Annotated in this window: 14 protein-coding genes and 1 riboswitch; of the genes, 7 read left to right on the forward strand and 7 right to left on the reverse strand. The window is 34.3% G+C overall.

All coding sequences use genetic code 11. The annotated features are described in order from the left end of the window. Positions 1 to 72 precede the first annotated feature (72 nt). Entirely contained in the window at positions 73 to 2,235 is a 2,163-nt protein-coding gene (locus tag EZJ43_RS12220) for a S9 family peptidase (RefSeq protein ID WP_133263002.1), read from the forward strand. A gap of 33 nt (positions 2,236 to 2,268) precedes the next feature. Here EZJ43_RS12220 and EZJ43_RS12225 read toward each other — a convergent pair whose 3' ends face one another. The 5 genes from EZJ43_RS12225 to EZJ43_RS12245 form a co-directional block, all read right to left on the reverse strand. Continuing rightward, positions 2,269 to 3,048 carry a Fic family protein gene (locus EZJ43_RS12225; protein ID WP_133263003.1) on the reverse strand — a complete coding sequence of 260 codons (780 nt, stop codon included), beginning with the start codon at positions 3,046 to 3,048 and terminating at the stop codon, positions 2,269 to 2,271. 58 nt (positions 3,049 to 3,106) lie between these two features. After that, the gene (locus tag EZJ43_RS12230) at positions 3,107 to 3,832 is read right to left on the reverse strand and encodes a menaquinone biosynthetic enzyme MqnA/MqnD family protein (RefSeq protein ID WP_133263004.1); all 726 of its coding nucleotides are present in this window, start codon (positions 3,830 to 3,832) and stop codon (positions 3,107 to 3,109) included. An 81-nt stretch (positions 3,833 to 3,913) separates the two neighbouring features. Beyond that, complete coding sequence (locus tag EZJ43_RS12235) at positions 3,914 to 4,540, reverse strand: histidine phosphatase family protein (protein ID WP_133263005.1); 627 nt, start codon at positions 4,538 to 4,540, stop codon at positions 3,914 to 3,916. A gap of 91 nt (positions 4,541 to 4,631) precedes the next feature. Continuing rightward, entirely contained in the window at positions 4,632 to 5,825 is a 1,194-nt protein-coding gene (gene mqnE, locus EZJ43_RS12240; protein ID WP_133263006.1) for an aminofutalosine synthase MqnE, read from the reverse strand. 256 nt (positions 5,826 to 6,081) lie between these two features. Then, positions 6,082 to 6,573 carry a hypothetical protein gene (locus EZJ43_RS12245; protein ID WP_243718085.1) on the reverse strand — a complete coding sequence of 164 codons (492 nt, stop codon included), beginning with the start codon at positions 6,571 to 6,573 and terminating at the stop codon, positions 6,082 to 6,084. A gap of 121 nt (positions 6,574 to 6,694) precedes the next feature. Between EZJ43_RS12245 and EZJ43_RS12250 the strand changes: the two genes are divergently transcribed. After that, positions 6,695 to 7,810, forward strand: a complete 1,116-nt coding sequence (locus EZJ43_RS12250) for a trans-sulfuration enzyme family protein (RefSeq protein WP_133263007.1) — start codon at positions 6,695 to 6,697, stop codon at positions 7,808 to 7,810. A 303-nt stretch (positions 7,811 to 8,113) separates the two neighbouring features. Here the strand turns inward: EZJ43_RS12250 and EZJ43_RS12255 are convergent, their stop codons facing one another. Next, on the reverse strand, positions 8,114 to 9,121 hold the full coding sequence (locus EZJ43_RS12255; protein ID WP_133263008.1) for a hypothetical protein: 1,008 nt from the start codon (positions 9,119 to 9,121) through the stop codon (positions 8,114 to 8,116). Between the two features lie 206 nt (positions 9,122 to 9,327). Next, positions 9,328 to 9,438, forward strand: a riboswitch (SAM riboswitch). Positions 9,439 to 9,688: 250 nt separating this feature from the next. On the opposite strand from EZJ43_RS12255, the gene EZJ43_RS12260 reads away from it, so the two are divergent. From EZJ43_RS12260 to EZJ43_RS12270, 3 genes are all read left to right on the forward strand, one after another. Then, a complete protein-coding gene (locus tag EZJ43_RS12260; protein WP_133263009.1) occupies positions 9,689 to 10,990 on the forward strand; it encodes an O-acetylhomoserine aminocarboxypropyltransferase/cysteine synthase family protein in 1,302 nt (433 codons plus the stop codon). A 109-nt stretch (positions 10,991 to 11,099) separates the two neighbouring features. Continuing rightward, on the forward strand, positions 11,100 to 12,143 hold the full coding sequence (locus EZJ43_RS12265; RefSeq protein WP_133263010.1) for a homoserine O-acetyltransferase family protein: 1,044 nt from the start codon (positions 11,100 to 11,102) through the stop codon (positions 12,141 to 12,143). A gap of 66 nt (positions 12,144 to 12,209) precedes the next feature. Further along, complete coding sequence (locus tag EZJ43_RS12270) at positions 12,210 to 13,454, forward strand: homoserine dehydrogenase (protein WP_133263011.1); 1,245 nt, start codon at positions 12,210 to 12,212, stop codon at positions 13,452 to 13,454. Between the two features lie 415 nt (positions 13,455 to 13,869). On the opposite strand, the gene EZJ43_RS12280 is transcribed toward EZJ43_RS12270, so the two are convergent. After that, positions 13,870 to 14,280 (reverse strand): Panacea domain-containing protein, encoded by a 411-nt coding sequence (locus tag EZJ43_RS12280; protein ID WP_133263012.1) that lies wholly within the window; start codon positions 14,278 to 14,280, stop codon positions 13,870 to 13,872. Positions 14,281 to 14,514: 234 nt separating this feature from the next. Here EZJ43_RS12280 and EZJ43_RS12285 point away from each other — a divergent pair, with 234 nt between their 5' ends. Beyond that, positions 14,515 to 15,735 carry a multidrug effflux MFS transporter gene (locus EZJ43_RS12285; RefSeq protein WP_133263013.1) on the forward strand — a complete coding sequence of 407 codons (1,221 nt, stop codon included), beginning with the start codon at positions 14,515 to 14,517 and terminating at the stop codon, positions 15,733 to 15,735. A 139-nt stretch (positions 15,736 to 15,874) separates the two neighbouring features. Further along, entirely contained in the window at positions 15,875 to 17,020 is a 1,146-nt protein-coding gene (locus EZJ43_RS12290) for a methionine aminotransferase (protein ID WP_133263014.1), read from the forward strand. Positions 17,021 to 17,033: the final 13 nt, after the last annotated feature.

Consider the following 17,033-nt stretch of genomic DNA (forward strand, 5'->3'; position numbering starts at 1 on the left):
GCTTTTTAACCGCTGGCTTTTTTTTACATTAGCCAAAAGTTAAAAAGCTTTTTTTATTTTCAATATTTCGCCATGAAAAAAAACGCATTATACATTATATTCTTTTCGATATTTTTTATTGTATCATCATCTGTAAACGCCCAGAACATAAATTGGGCGAAAGATGGCAATTCTTATTATGAATCGTTACACGGTCAAATTGTGTTAATTACTTTACCAAAAAACGAACGTAAAGTAATTTTCCCAGTAGCATTATTTACACCTAACGGATCTTTTCAGCCATTAAATATCGAGAAATTTCAGCTTTCGAATGATTTGACTAAGGCATTAATTTATACAAACAGTAAAAAAGTTTGGCGCGACCGTACAAGAGGCGATTACTGGCTAGCAGATTTAACAACAAATACGTTGGTTCAAATAGGGAAAAATAAACCTTCGGCTTCGTTAATGTTTGCTAAAATATCTCCAGATGGAAGTAAAGTTGCTTATGTAAGTAAACATAATTTATATGTAGAAAATATTGATGGAACAGGCGAAAGGGCGTTAACAATAGATGGTACCGACAGAATTATAAATGGAACATTTGATTGGGCTTATGAAGAGGAATTTCATGCTCAAGATGGTTTTAGATGGAGTCCGGATGGTAAATCTATCGCTTATTGGCAATTAGATGCTCGAAAAATTAAAAACTTTTTAATGATCAATAATACCGATTCTATTTATTCATTCACCATCCCAATCGAATATCCAAAAGTTGGACAAGACCCATCGGCTTGCAAAATTGGCATTGTTGATGTTGCATCGGCTAAAACAAATTGGCTAGATGTTCCGGGCGATAATATACAGCACTACATTCCGCGTATGCAATGGGTACCAAATACCAACGAAGTTATTTTACAACAACTAAACCGTGAGCAAAATGAAAGTAAAATTTTTATTTGCAATGCCAGCAACGGAATTGCGAAGGAAATTTACACCGAAAAAAACAATTCGTGGATTGATGTTAACAAGGATTGGACTTTTTTAAATGATAATAAGGAATTTACTATTACCTCGGATAAAGATGGCTGGAGACACTTGTATAGGATAGCAGTAGATGGCAAAAAACAAACTTTAGTAACTAAAGGCGATTATGATTTGATCGATTTAAAATTGATTGATGAGAAAAATAATTATGCCTACTTTTTAGGATCTCCAACTAATGCAACTCAGAAATATTTATACAAAACAAAGTTAGATGGTAAAGGAAAGCTAGAAATGGTAACGCCTTCTATCCTACCCGGAACGCACGATTATGATATTTCGCCCACTGGTGCTTTTGCGTTGCATAAATACAATAGTGCAGTTGTATCGCCAATTTCTGAATGGATGAATTTCGTTTCGGGCAATCCTATTACTATGGATGGTAGTGTAACTAACCAAATGGCCAAACAACCTATTGTTAAAAATAAAGTTGAGTTTTTTAAAGTAACCACCGAAGATGGCGTGGTGATGGATGGATGGATGAAAAAACCAGATAATTTTAATCCAAATAAAAAATACCCGGTTTTATTTTATGTGTATGGAGAGCCTGCATCGCAAACAGCCGGTGACGTATTTAGCGCAGGTAAAAACAGACTTTATCCAAATTTGGCAAAAGATGGATACATTTATATTTCTATGGATAATCGAGGTGCGCCAGTTCCTAAAGGAGCAACCTGGAGGAAAAGTATCTACAAAAATATTGGCATCCTAAATATCCGCGACCAAGCGATGGCAACTAAGAAACTTTTAGCCACCTACCCTTTTATGGATAAAAATCGTGTAGCGGTTTGGGGTTGGAGCGGTGGTGGTTCTAGTACCTTAAATTTATTGTTTCAATACCCAGAAATTTATAAAACAGGCATTGCTATTGCTGCAGTTGGCAATCAGTTAACGTACGATAATATTTACCAAGAACGTTACATGGGCACACCTTTCCCAACTACCGAGGCGTATGTGAAAGGTTCGCCAATTACGTATGCTAAAAATTTGCAAGGCAATTTATTGTACATTCACGGCACTGGCGATGATAACGTACATTATCAAAATGCAGAAATGTTGATTAACGAGCTGGTAAAAAATAAAAAAGTTTTTCAATTGATGAGCTATCCAAATCGTTCACATTCTATTAGTGAAGGCGAAGGAACATCAGAACATTTGGCTTTAACTTTCACAAAGTTTTTACGAGAGAATTGTCCTCCGGGAGAGAAATAATAAAATAAAAAAGCAACTTTCGGGTTGCTTTTTTTATGCGATAGACTTTGGCAACATCAATAAAAAATCCATCGCATTTTTATAATCGAGTTCCTCATATTCTAATCCCAGAGCCCTTAAATTTCTATAGTATATTTGGTGGTTTTCGTAATACATTTTTTCAGACTGTAAAAACCATGCCTTTTCTCCAAGCTTTTGTGCTAAAAACCATTTCTCTATTAATCTTGCCATTCGCCCATTTCCATCGTTAAACGGATGTATTTTAACAAACACTAAATGAATCATCGAGGCAAAAAAGAAAGCTTGTTGGGTGGTAAGTTCAACTTTTAGCAATATTTCTAAATCACCATATAAATTCTGTATTTCATCAGATAATTTAAAAGGAGAAATAGCTACGTATTCAATACGCCCATTTGGAGTGGAAACATACATGTTGCTATTTCGTAATTTACCTTGGAATGATTGAGAAAGAATATGCCGAGTTAATAATTTATGGCAATTATTTAGGTTATCAGAATTAGGTGTATTTAACTTAGCGAAATTATAAGCTGAATACAAATCGTCGATTTTCTTAGTATAATCAGGTAAAAAATCAATACCAAACTTTTTATGTTTAATGTAAGAATCTAATTCAATATCTTCACCTTCAATTTTACTAGAATAAACCGAAGCAACGGAAGTATAAAAACTGAATTCACTTGTTGAAATTTCTGCATCATGTAAATTCTCGAATTTTAATTTCAAGTCATAATCCACCTTAGCACAATAACTATCCAATAACTCAACAGGTATAATCTTAAGTTGATCAAGCATTACAAAATATAAATTTTACACTAAATTAAGATTTGATTTATTAAAAAGCTACTAATTTCTACAACTTCCCAATATAGCTTAAAAATAAATCCATCGCTTTTCTACCGTCTTCCGTAACATCAAACTGGAGTTTGTGGTACAAATAATCCGTTAAATCAAAATTTTCGGTAGGCGTTAAAGTTTTCAAAACTTCTTTTCTGTGGTTTAACCCAAATTGTAACGCCATGTTAAACTCCTCAATAAAATCTTTAGAAATTTCTTTATTTGCCACCCAAGCGGCGTAAATAAAAGGTAAATCTGTAAAATTTTTCCATTGTTCACCTAAATCATAAGCATAATTGTATTCATTTTTTTTACCGAAAGTACGATCGCCAATCAGCACAATTGCATCTGTCTCGGCACTTAAATCTGTAGTAAACTGAACATCTACTTTCCAAAAAAACTTTAACAAAACCTTAGCTAGGTTATTAGATGTGTTAGAATGCGCATCTAATTTTAAAGTTTTAATTTCATTAACAGGCACGCTGCTAAAAATAAAAACAGAATTTACAGCACCATCACTACCGATACAATAGTTAGCTACGATGGTAGCATTTGGCACTAAAGGTATTGCTGCAACGGGAATTAAACCAATATCTACTTGCCCTTTAATTACTTTAGCTGCGCAATCTGAAGGAATATCTAAACTTAAATCTATTTTATTGATGATTTTAGAATGTTCTAAACCGTAAATAAATGCTTTGGTATTTGTGTAGGCAACAGCCGATATTTTTATTTTATTCAAGATAATTCTTTTTATCGTACATGCAGAAATCAGTTAAATTAAGCTTAATTGCATTGCAATTTATTCAAATTTTATGAGTTACTAATTATTTAGCAGTAGCGCATCCAAATGTGCTACACTACTAAATTCCAGCACCGAAAATTTTCCATCTTCAAAGCCCATTTTATATAAGACAGTATTTTGGTGCGGAAAATCAATCATTTCACTCAGTGGCTTATTCATCAACAAACACAAAAATACACGCATTGCTCTTCCATGCATACAAAGCAAAACATTATTTTCTTCTGGCCTAGTCATTAAATAATCCATTGGTTTTTTTAAACGATCATAAACCATTTCAACACTCTCTCCACCTTCAAAATGAGTTTTATAATCACCATCTTCCCACGATTGCAACATGTTTCTAAATGCCTCTCTTGATTCTTCGGAGTTCGATTTACCTTCCCAAATACCCCAAGCCAATTCATCCAAGCCCGAAAGTTTTTCCCAAGGCAAGCCTTTCTCAATAAATTTATTTACAGTTTGCCAAGTACGTTTTAATTCCGAAGTATAAATCTTATCGAACGGTACATTTTTATAATATTGATAAAAAGCTCCGGCCTGTGCCCTGCCTGTATCATTCAAATCAGAATCTACACCTCTACCTTGTACTATTCCCTGCTTATTTAATTCTGTTTCGCCGTGGCGGATGATGTATATATTTTTCATGGCCCAAACCCGTAAAGGGGTTTTATAATTTTCAATACTTAATATGTTTTTTTTTTGCGCTTATGCTAAAGTTCCTTTTAGGATATATGGGTTAATTTACCACTGGCAATTTATAATATTGTGGTTTTTTCTCCTCTTCGAAAACTACATTTTCATAATCGGTTACAACATTGTAAAGTGTATCTCTTTCTATTGGTTTTCTACCAACGTGCTTAATTAAATTAACCAATTCTTTAGTACTCATTGCCGGATTTTGCTCTTCAGCGCCCGCCATAGAATAAATTTTTGTAGTGTCATCCAAAGTACCATCGATATCATCAACGCCAAAGTTTAACGAAAGTTGAGCCGTTTCTCTACTAATCATTGCCCAATAGGCTTTAATATGGTCGAAATTATCTAAATAAATACGAGAAATGGCATAATTTCTTAAATCTTCAATTACCGAAACCTCCGGAACATTGCTCATTTGGTTGTTCTGGTTTCTAAATTTAAGCGGAATAAATGTTTGAAAACCACCTGTCCTATCCTGCAAATTGCGCAGTTTTTCCATGTGATCTACGCGGTGCCAAAATTCTTCAATGTGGCCATACAACATAGTCGCATTGCTGCGCATACCCAATTTATGCCATTCTTCATGTATATCAAGCCACTGCTGACCAGTACATTTATCTTTTGCTATTTTCTCTCTCACCTCTGGATGGAATATTTCTGCCCCACCACCAGGGATAGATTCCAAACCAGCTTCTTTCATCAACCGCATGCCGGTAGCGTAATCGATTTTATCCTTTTTAAAAATATAATGATATTCTACAGGTGTTAAAGCTTTAACGTGCAACTCAGGGCGGTGTTTTTTGATCTCACTAAAAAGCGAAGAATAAAATGCAACATCATACTGCGGCAAAACGCCGCCCACAATGTGTACTTCAGTTACAGGTTCGCCATCGTATTTTTTTACCACATTAAGCATTTCGTCAAGCGTTAAAGCCCAGCCTTCTTCTTTTTGCTTAATTAAGCGAGAATACGAACAAAATTTGCAATCGTAAACGCAAAGGTTTGTTGGTTCTAAATGAAAATTTCGATTAAAATAAGTTTTATCACCATGCTTTTCTTCTCGTATATGATTAGCTAAAACGCCCAAATAGGCCAATTCTGCATTTTCGTAAAGATAAACACCTTCATCAAAAGTGATGCGTTTTTTATGTAATACTTTATGCGCAATGGTATGTAATTCAGCCGATAACGATGTATTGGCTAATATTTTTTCAACTTGTTCAGTTGTATTCATTCTTGTTATATTTTATACAAAAATACGATAATCACACGATTTGAAAATCATTTTGTTGTAAGAAACTGTTAAGTTAAAATTTATGAAAACGATGTATCGACCATGTATAAAAATGCGTGCATTTGCCAAAGCTTAAAAAGTGCTACTCAATCTTCATCGTAGAAAAGCATGTAAAATTATTGACATCTATTTTTAAATTGGCAAAAAAAAAGCACCTCTAAAAAGAAGTGCTTTTATAAAATCTATCTATTAATATTTATTTCGCAGGCGAGAAAGTTAACACGATGTTAGCTGTCTTATCTCCAAATTGAATTGGCGATTTTAACACCATACTTTCTCTAGAAAGTTGAGTTAACACCAAACGATATCCTTCTGTAACGTTTTTAGCTTTATCACCTTCATAAATCTTTTTAAACTGAAAAGTTTCTTCTGATGGTGTTGCCGACCAAAAAATAGTCTGCATTACTGCGCCACAGCTACTAGTTGCTGGCAAAGCATAAGATCCGTTACCACTATTTGTCAATTTCCAAGTACTGCCTTCAAAACATTTGTAAGATTTTTCTCCAAATAAACCTTGAACAGCCGCATCTGGTAAACCCTCTAAAGCAACGTTATTTAATATCCAAGTACCCGAAACCATTCCTCTACCACCATTAATACCTGTTGTAGCATTTTTGGTTGATGAACAACTCTGTAACATTACAAATGCCGAACATGTTATTGCAAGCGCTATAAATAATCTTTTCATTTTCATATAATTTTATTTTCGTCATAACAAACACATAAATCCTGCCAAAACATTTCGCAACGATAAATTAACAACAATTTATTAAATTGCACATCGTAAATATTCCTTAATTGTAAATAAAATGAAACCCGAAACCCTTGCTATACATGCTTCAAATCTAGTTAAATCTACAACGGGAGATGTTACACCTCCCATAAATTTATCTACCACTTTCTTTCGCGATGAAAATGGCGGGTATCCAGGAGGGCACATGTACAGCCGTGTTAGCAACCCAAATCGGTCTGCTTTAGAAAACACTATTGCAAAATTAGAGTTTGGAGAAGATGCAGCAGCCTTATCTTCTGGTAATACTTGCGGGTTGGTTTTATTTCAGGCATTAAAACCTGGCAGTCATATTATTGCACCCGATGATATGTATTGGGGAATAAAAAAACAGTTGCTCACTATTTTTAACGATACGTTGGAATTTGATTTTGTTGACCAAACGGATTTGGAACTGATAAAATCATCAATCAAACCAAACACCAAAATGATTTGGATTGAGACACCATCAAATCCACTTTTAAAAGTTACAGATATTGAAGAAATAAGCAAAATTGCTAAACCTTTAAATATCACTTTGGTATGCGACAGTACTTTTGCATCGCCAATTCTGCAAAATCCAATTCTATTAGGTGCAGATATTGTTTTGCACAGCAGCACAAAATATTTAGGCGGACATAGTGATGTTTTGGGTGGAATTTTAGTAACCGCTAAACAGGACAAACTGTGGGAAAAAATCAAAAATATACAACAAACTGGTGGTGCTGTTCCTTCTCCATTCGATTGTTATTTGCTTTGTAGAAGTATTAAAACGCTGGCGTATAGAATGAAAGGCCATTGCGAAAACGCCAAAAAAGTTGCTGAATATTTAGTCAATCATCCAAGAGTTGAAGCTGTATTTTTCCCAGGTTTAGAAGATCATCCACAACATAAAATTGCTAAGAAGCAAATGAAAGATTTTGGAGGAATGATGTCTTTTTTGGTTAAAGGCGATGCTGAAGTAACAAATAAAGTTGTAAACAAGGTAAAACTGTTTGCGCAAGCTACAAGTTTAGGTGGCGTAGAAAGTTTAATAGAGCACCGTTATTCTATTGAGGGGCCAGACAGCAAAACTCCAAAAAATTTACTGCGAATTTCTGTAGGGCTAGAACATATAGATGATATTATTGCTGATTTAGAACAGGCTTTAGCGTAGTTTCTATACTATTGGTGTGGATTTACAATCGTTGCTGATTTTGATTTACAATCCACACCCACAAGCAGAGAATTTAAAATCCTCAGTTCGATAAGTCAGGAAAACATTTCCTGACCAACGATATTTCCATTAGGCGTCCTTGCGAGGAGGCACGACGAAGCAATCTTTCTCGCTAATAAATGTATCGCGACATTATCCCAATGTTGGTCTGTATTTGCAATCCAAACCCCAAAGCAGAGGATTTAAAATCCTCAGTTCAATAAGTCAGGAAAAAATTTCCTTCCTAACGATATTCAAATTTTACTACTTACTATTACAAATTGTAGTTAATTTCAATTTATAATTTGGATTTAATGGCTCATTTGTTTGCGCCAAACGTTGCGAGCCAGTATTAGCGGGGCAAGCAATATCATTTGTTGCATCGTAAACAACACGATTTCCATTCGCCAGTAATTCTTTCGGCACATAAACCTGCACCTTTGTAATAGAATAACCAGAAGGAAAATAACGCACATAATATCCATCGGGATGTTTTGTCCAAATGCCACTCGGCACATCACTTCTAGCTGGCGCCATCCCTGCAACTATTGCATATTTTTCCATATCAGCAAAAGTATAATTACCCGATGCCACCAACTGGCGAATATTGTTCTCGGCTTCAAAAACTGCTTTCACACCATTTGGAAGTTGATCTTTTGCCTTCTCCATTACGTTGAAAGGCAATACACCCAAAGCACTACCCTCCAATTGCGTAAGTTGCTTTAATGTTAATAATTTCATTGCTGTTACTTTTACCTGACCAGCATAATCTGCAAATTTGGTTCTAGCAATTATTGTCCACAATAATACCTGTATATCGTGTTGCTGTACTTCTGGATGCGTTTCTGCATTTTTTAAAATAGCTACTACAATCGCTTCTTTAGGTCCGGCAGTTGGGGCATACATATAACCATCCCCCTTCGAAGGTGCGAAAGTCCCCGCGTGTAAGCAATAGCTTTTATTTGTCATTTCAAATAAACCTTCGCAAAGCACAAAACCACCAGTTGCATTTTTTGGCAATAAATATATTGGTTGAGCTTTAAGTGTAGATTTAAAATCAGGCATCATTGCTCCATTTCTATCTACATCAGTAAAATTAGTGGTTATGGCTTCAGGTTGTTTCAATAATTTATCTACACCCAAAGCTTTTGCACCCTGTGCAATACCAACACTTTTCAACTTGTCCTTTAAACCTTGAAATTGTGCGTGCACGCAAATTGAACTTCCAAAAAGCAAGCATAATACTAAGTAAACGATTTTTGTATTTTTCATTATGAATAATTTAGATTTACAAATTTACAATTTTGAGAGAATTTTTAGCATTAAACACAATTGTTTTCCATCTCAAACTAAAATCAACACCTAAATTTCTATCGAATTAAATTAATTTCAGAATTATATTTTGTTAATTAAAAAATAATTCTCACATTTGGAATATTATTTGGCGAAAGCTAAATAAAAGTCAATCTTCACGGATTGATTTATAAAGAAGTGGTAAGAGACAGGCTCAATGACCCACTGGCAACCCTCAAATGAGAAGGTGCCAAATCCTGACCAAAAAGCATGGTGCTTTTTTGGAAATATAAATTAACTGATGAAAATGTTAAAACTTCAATCGCTTTGCGATATTCCTAACGTAAATTTAAAGAAACAGAAAACCAATTCTATTTCTAGTGCTTGCATTAATAATTGTGCAAATTTTTGCATGTGTTTCGGCAAGTAGCCTAATAAAAAATCTTCTTTTTTTTAATGCTCCAATTATGGAGAAAGCCTGAAAAAGAGATGCTTAAAATAATAAATCCAATCTTTTCAACATAATTAATTTTAAAATTTAACAGTATGTCAACACATAAATTTGAAACACTACAAGTACACGCCGGACAAGAAATAGATCCAACAACAGGTTCTAGAGCCGTTCCAATTTACCAAACAACATCATACGGGTTTAAAAGTGCCGAGCATGGGGCAAATTTATTTGCTTTAAAGGAGTTTGGTAATATTTATACCCGCTTAATGAACCCAACTACGGATGTTTTTGAAAAGCGAGTTGCTGCTTTAGAAGGTGGTGTTGCTGCTTTAGCTGTTGCATCTGGCCAAGCAGCGCAGTTTATTGCGTTACATAACTTTTTAGAGGCTGGAGATCAAATCGTATCTTCATCCCATGTTTATGGTGGTACTTACAACCAGTTTAAAGTTGCTTTTAAAAGAATGGGCATACAGGTTGATTTTGCAAACCCTGACGAACCCGAAGATTTTGAAAGAAAAATTACGGATAAAACCAAAGCTATTTATTTAGAAACAATCGGCAATCCATCATTCAGTATTCCTGATTTTGATAAAATAGCAGCCATTGCAAAAAAATATGATATTCCTTTTATAGTTGACAATACTTTTGGCGCTGCAGGTTACTTGTTTAAACCCTTAGCGCATGGCGCAAATATCGTTGTAGAATCTGCAACAAAGTGGATTGGCGGACATGGAACAAGCATTGGTGGTGTAATTGTTGATGGTGGAAACTACAATTGGGGAAATGGAAAATTTCCACAATTTTCTCAACCTTCGGATGGTTACCATGGCTTAGTTTTTAATGATGTTTTTGGTATTGGTGGCCCGTTTGGCAATATCCAGTTCATTATCCGTGCCCGTGTAGAAGGATTGAGAGATTTAGGTCCTGCTATTTCACCATTCAATTCGTTCCAATTATTACAAGGTTTAGAAACGTTATCACTCCGTGTGCAACGCCATGTTGATAATACTTTAGAATTGGCAACTTGGTTGGAAAATCATCCTGCAGTTAAAGAAGTTTCTTACCCGGGTTTGGCAAGCAGTAAATACAATAGCTTGGCGAAAAAATATTTAAGCAATGGTTTTGGTGCTGTGCTCTCTTTCGAGCTAAATGGAACTAAAGAACATGCTACAAAATTGATTGATAACCTGAAATTGATTTCGCACCTAGCAAATCTTGGTGATGCAAAAACGTTAATTATTCAACCTTCTGCCACTACCCATCAGCAATTAAGTGCCGATGAACAACTTGCAGCCGGTGTAAAACCAAATGGATTAAGAGTTTCAGTTGGAATTGAGCATATAGATGATATCAAAGCTGATTTTGAGCAAGCGTTTAAAATAATTGGACTTTAGATTTAAGTTAACAATAATTTAAGGTAATTTTTAACATCCGATTTGGACTAATAAAATGCAAAGCACAAGTAATAACATCGAGTTTAAGCAGCTAGAAAACTCAAATTTCATGCATCAACATACAAAATCATTTCAGTTGGAGAATGGTGAGCAGTTGGAAAATTTGCAAATTGCTTATCATACTTATGGTACATTAAACGAGCAAAAAAACAATGTAATTTGGGTATGCCATGCTCTAACTGCTAACGCTGATGTTTTAGATTGGTGGAAAGGTTTATTTGGCGAGAATTCTCTATTCAACCCAAACGATCATTATATTATTTGTGCAAATGTTTTAGGTTCTCATTACGGCTCTACAAACCCATTAAGCACCAATACTGTAAATGGTTTACCTTATTATTTGTCTTTCCCACAGTTTACCATTAGAGATTTAGTTTCCGCACATCAAATACTGGCTTCTCATTTAGAAATTAACCATATTAAAGTACTTATTGGTGGATCTTTAGGCGGCCAACAAGCTTTAGAATGGAGTATTGCCGAACCTAATAAAATTGAGAATTTGGTAATTATGGCTACCAATGCAGTACATTCTCCATGGGGAATTGCCTTTAACGAAAGTCAGCGTTTAGCCATTACAACCGACAGAACTTTTTTTGCAAATAAACCTAACGGAGGTGCTAAAGGCTTAAAAACTGCAAGAAGCATCGCACTTTTAAGTTACCGAACGTATAGCGCTTACGGCAATACCCAGCTGGAAAGTGTTAATGAGAAAACAGATAATTTCAGGGCTTCGTCTTATCAAAATTATCAAGGCGAAAAATTAATTAACCGCTTTAATGCATACAGTTACTATTATTTAACTAAAGCGATGGACAGCCATAATGTGGGTAGAAACAGAAAAAGCATTATTGATGCTTTAAAAGAGATTAAAGCAAATACGTTGGTTATTGGTATTGAAAATGATGTGTTATTTCCGTTAACTGAACAAAAATTTTTAGCAGATCATATTGAGGATGCTCAATTTTGTGCACTAAAATCCGATTATGGCCACGATGGGTTTTTAATTGAAACAGATGCACTTACGCATGTAATTGGAAACTTTATTAAAGATTCAACCAATAAAAAAATTATAAAATTTAACAAAACAGCATAAAATCATCTATAAAAAAGCAAAGATGATAAACCCAGTTAAACAAACTGGCATAAAAATAGAATTGAAATGAGCAAAAATTTAAAAATTGGGTTATTTGGTTTTGGAGTTGTAGGACAAGGATTATTGGATATTCTCCAAAGTCAAAATCTTAACTTGGAAATTGTAAAAATTGCAATAAAAGACCCGCGTAAAGCGCGTACTTTACAACAAGAACTGTTTACGACAGATCGCGATGAAATTTTAAACAATCCAGAAATAAATACCATTGTTGAACTTATAAACGATGCGGAGGCAGCTTACGAAATTGTAACTGATGCGCTTAAAAAAGGTAAAAATGTAGTTTCTGCGAATAAAAAAATGATTGCTACCCATTTGAAAGAATTGGTAGATTTACAACAAAAACATGGTACCTCTTTACTATATGAAGGTGCGGTTTGCGGTAGTATCCCCATTATTAGAAACTTAGAAGAATATTACGACAATGAACTTTTCCACGCTTTGAGCGGTATTTTTAATGGATCATCAAATTACATCCTTTCAAAAATATTTAACAACGATCAAAGCTATGAATCGGCTTTAAAAGAAGCACAAGATTTGGGCTTTGCAGAAACTGATCCGATTTTAGATGTTGGAGGTTACGACCCTAAATATAAACTGGCCATTGCTACAACGCACGCTTATGGTTTATTCATCAATCCAGATTCTATTTTAAACATTGGTATCCAAAATTTATCTGCACATGATATTAAGTTTGCCCGTGAAAAAAATTACAAAATAAAATTGGTACCAACCGCATTTAAAGTGAACAAAAATGATATTGTTGCTTATGTTTTACCAAAGTTGGTTACTAAAGATGACTTCTTATTTAACGTGGAGAACGAATATAACGCGGTAACTGTTCAAGGTGCTTTTGCTGATAAACAATTCTTTTTTGGAAAGGGCGCCGGTGGCCATCCAACTGGTTCTGCAGTACTTTCGGACATTGCAGCTTTACGATACGATTACCGTTATGAATACAAAAAATACCACTCCGAAAATGATGTAAAACATACAGAAGATATATTGTTAGAAGTGTACTTGAGGTATTCAGACGAAGGCTTAATCAATACTTTAGCGTTTGACACGATTAGTGAGCGTTTCGCGGCCAACGCTTTCAAATATGTAATTGGTACAGTTAAATTAGAAAATTTAATTAAAAACAGAGATTTGTTAATCGATGAAAATGTATTTATTGCTTATACAGGCAAAGAAGTTGCTAACAAAGAAGAAATCGCAAAAACCATTCATGCTGAAGAATTAGTTGCGCTTTAACATTTATTTAAAGCTAACTTTTATTTAATTTATTATTTGTAAAAAGGCCAGCGCAATCTGGCCTCTTGCAGTTACTTAAAATTGTCTAAAATGCGTTGTCTATCTTCATTCTCCTTATCATTTTTGTGGTAAAGCTCGATGAAAATAATTTTGGATTCTTGTTCAAAGTAGGCATAAATTAATCTCAAGCCGGAGTTTGTACCTCTACCTTTTAATGACTTGCAAGCTATTTTCTTCACGCTAATAACACAAGTCTTCAAACCTAAATTATCAATAACAAAAATAAATGGAGGCTGTTGATTTGGTCTAACTTTTCAAATTTTTGTTAAAATCTGTAGGTCACCCTCCAAAGTCCTATACTTTTTTAATAAAAATTTTAAATCTCTATTAAACTCGGTAAGTGAATCGAAATCCATTAATTGTCATCTTCATCATACACTCTTACAGAATAAGGTAACTCCCTGTAAAATGCAAATTCATAACCTATGTTTTTGCCATCTTCTGTAACGTTCCAAGGTAAATCTTTGTGCGAATAATCACTTATTGTATTGGCAGACCAATCGCTCATTTGTGCTATAACCTTATCAATCACATCTTTCTCACTAGCCTTAAGCTTTGTTAAATCGGCTTTTTCCAAAGGCAAATATCGTTTTTGAGAAAAGCCTCTAAATTCAGTTTTTATTTTTTGAATTTGAGCATTCTCAATCATCTGATTTAATATCGAGTCGAGTTTTTGCGGAACGGGCCCGTAAGGTAATTTTCTATATTCGGCTCCTGTTAAATGTTCTTCATAGAGTTCATAATAATTAAAATCAGAAAAATACAAAAGTTTATTAAGTACGGTTTCACCAACGTTTGGCTTAAATGTTTAAATATAAAACAATTAAATGTTAAAATATGAATCACAATGGTTCTAGCTGGATTTCAAAAATAGTTTTTAAAAATTATGTGGTTTTTCTCGATACGGTTGGTGCTGTCCTATTAAGTTTTTACCCACTCAAAAATTAGGTTTAGCAATTTAATCTCTCAATCTTTGCGCCTTCAAAAAATTTAAAAACAAATGCCAAAAAAACAGCACTTTTATTTAATTCTCATTCTCGGATCGTTAGCTGCATTAGGCCCTTTTTCTATCGATATGTACTTGCCGGGTTTTATCGATATTGCCAACGATTTAAAAACAACCGAAGCTTTAGTTTCCCTTTCATTGTCGTCGTTTTTTATAGGTATTTCTATTGGTCAGCTACTTTACGGACCACTTTTAGATAAATTTGGCCGAAAAAAGCCTTTGTATTTTGGACTCGCACTTTACATTATGGCATCTTTTGGTTGCTTAGCTGTAACAAATGTAGATCAACTAATTGTTTTACGTTTTATACAAGCCATTGGAAGTTGTGCAACTGCAGTAGCTTCAATTGCGATGGTTAGGGATTTATTTTCTGTTGAAGAAAGTCCGAAAGTGTTTGCCTCGTTAATGCTGGTTATTGCAGTATCGCCCATGCTCGCACCAACAGCTGGAGGTTATTTAATCGCTTCGTTCGGCTGGAAATATGTATTTGTATTTTTGGGTTTTATGGCCATATTAATGCTTTTAGCTACCATTTACAAGTTACCAGAAAGTTACAAGCCAGATCCATCCTATTCGTTAAAACCGAAACCCATTTTAAATAACTTTTTATTGGTATTAAAAGAACCTCAATTTTTAACGTATGCGTTAATTAGTTCGGTAACTTTTTCGGGTTTATTTGCTTATGTATCTTCATCGCCCACTGTTTTTATGAAAATTTATGAGGTAAGCAAAACAGGCTACGGATGGATTTTCGCCCTACTTTCCGTTGCATTTATAGGTTCTAGTCAAATAAACAGTATTATTTTAAAATGGTTTACCAGCAATAAAATTATTACTTGGGCTTTAATGGCGCAGTGTGTTGTAAGTTTACTTTTTTTAATTTTTGCTTTAAATAATTGGCTAAGTTTATATACTACAATTATTTTTATCGCTTCATATTTGGCTTGTTTGGGTTTAATAAACCCAAATGCAGCGGCGCTAGCATTGGCACCGTTTAGCAAAAATGCCGGCAGTGCCTCTGCATTAATGGGTGCATTACAAATGGGGCTTGGTGCCTTCGCATCAGTAATGGTGAGTATTAAAGTCGAAAATTCGACCATCCCAATGCCGTTGGTAATGGCAATTGCAACATTAACATCGCTATTTTGCCTTTTTATTGGCAGAAAAATGATTGCTAAAAAATTAAACCTAGCTTATAATACACAAGCAATTTAGTGTGTAGTAATCCGTTTATAAATATACAACAGGCAATGCTATTTTTAATACTTAATTAAATTGTCGCTCAAAAGATTCATCAATAATTATCTTTTAACTTACTTTTAAAATTGTTTTCTTTCAATACTTCATTTCCAATATGTTAAACATCCAGTCTAAATTACCCGGCGTAGGCACAACAATTTTCTCTGTAATGTCTAAGCTTGCTACTGAAAATAATGCTATAAATTTATCTCAAGGTTTCCCTGATTATCCGTGCGATCCGTTATTGACTGACTTAGTTAGTAAAGCAATGCAAGATGGCTATAATCAATATGCGCCAATGCCCGGTTCCATGTTTTTAAAAGAAACAATTGCGCAAAAAATCGAAAACCTATATCAAGTAAAATACAACGCCGACACAGAAATAACGGTAACAGCCGGAGGCACGCAAGCCATATTTACTGCATTAACTGCAATTATTAATCATGGCGATGAAGTTATCATTTTTGAACCCGCGTATGACAGTTATGCACCCACTATAAAACTATTAGGTGGTTTAGTTAAAACTTATGAACTGGCTCCGCCCGAATATTCAATCGATTGGGATATGGTTAAAAAGCTTTTTAGCGCCCAAACGAGAATGATTATCATCAACTCGCCCCAAAACCCAACAGGAAGTATTTTAAAAAAATCTGATTTAGAAGAACTTATTAAAATTACAGAAGGTACTGATATTCTTATTTTAAGTGATGAAGTTTACGAGCATTTGATATTTGACGGACAAAAACATGAAAGTGTAATGCGCTATCCTGAATTGAAGGAAAGGAGTTTTGTTGTTGCATCATTTGGGAAGCTTTTACACACTACGGGATGGAAACTTGGCTATTGTTTGGCTCCAGAAAAATTAACCACTGAATTTAGAAAGGTCCATCAATTTAACGTTTTTAGTGTTAATAGCGCGATGCAACAAGCAATTGCAACTTATTTGAGTAACCCAGAACATTATTTAAGTTTGGCTTCATTTTTTCAAAAAAAACGAGATTACTTCACATCGTTGCTGAAAGATAGTCGTTTAAATTTATTACCTTGTAATGGTTCTTACTTTCAATGCGCAAGTTATCAAGATATTAGCGATGAAAGTGATAAGGATTTTTGCATTAGGTTGATAAAAGATTTTGGTGTTGCTACCATTCCTGTTTCATCATTTTACCAAAAAGGTACAGATTATAAAATAATTAGATTTTGTTTCGCTAAAAAAGATGAGACGCTTTTGGCTGCTGCGCAAAAAATTAATTTAGTTTAAAAACACGATATAA

Origin of the sequence: Pedobacter changchengzhani (assembly GCF_004354365.1) — a bacterium.
In the GTDB taxonomy this organism is placed as follows: domain Bacteria; phylum Bacteroidota; class Bacteroidia; order Sphingobacteriales; family Sphingobacteriaceae; genus Pedobacter; species Pedobacter changchengzhani.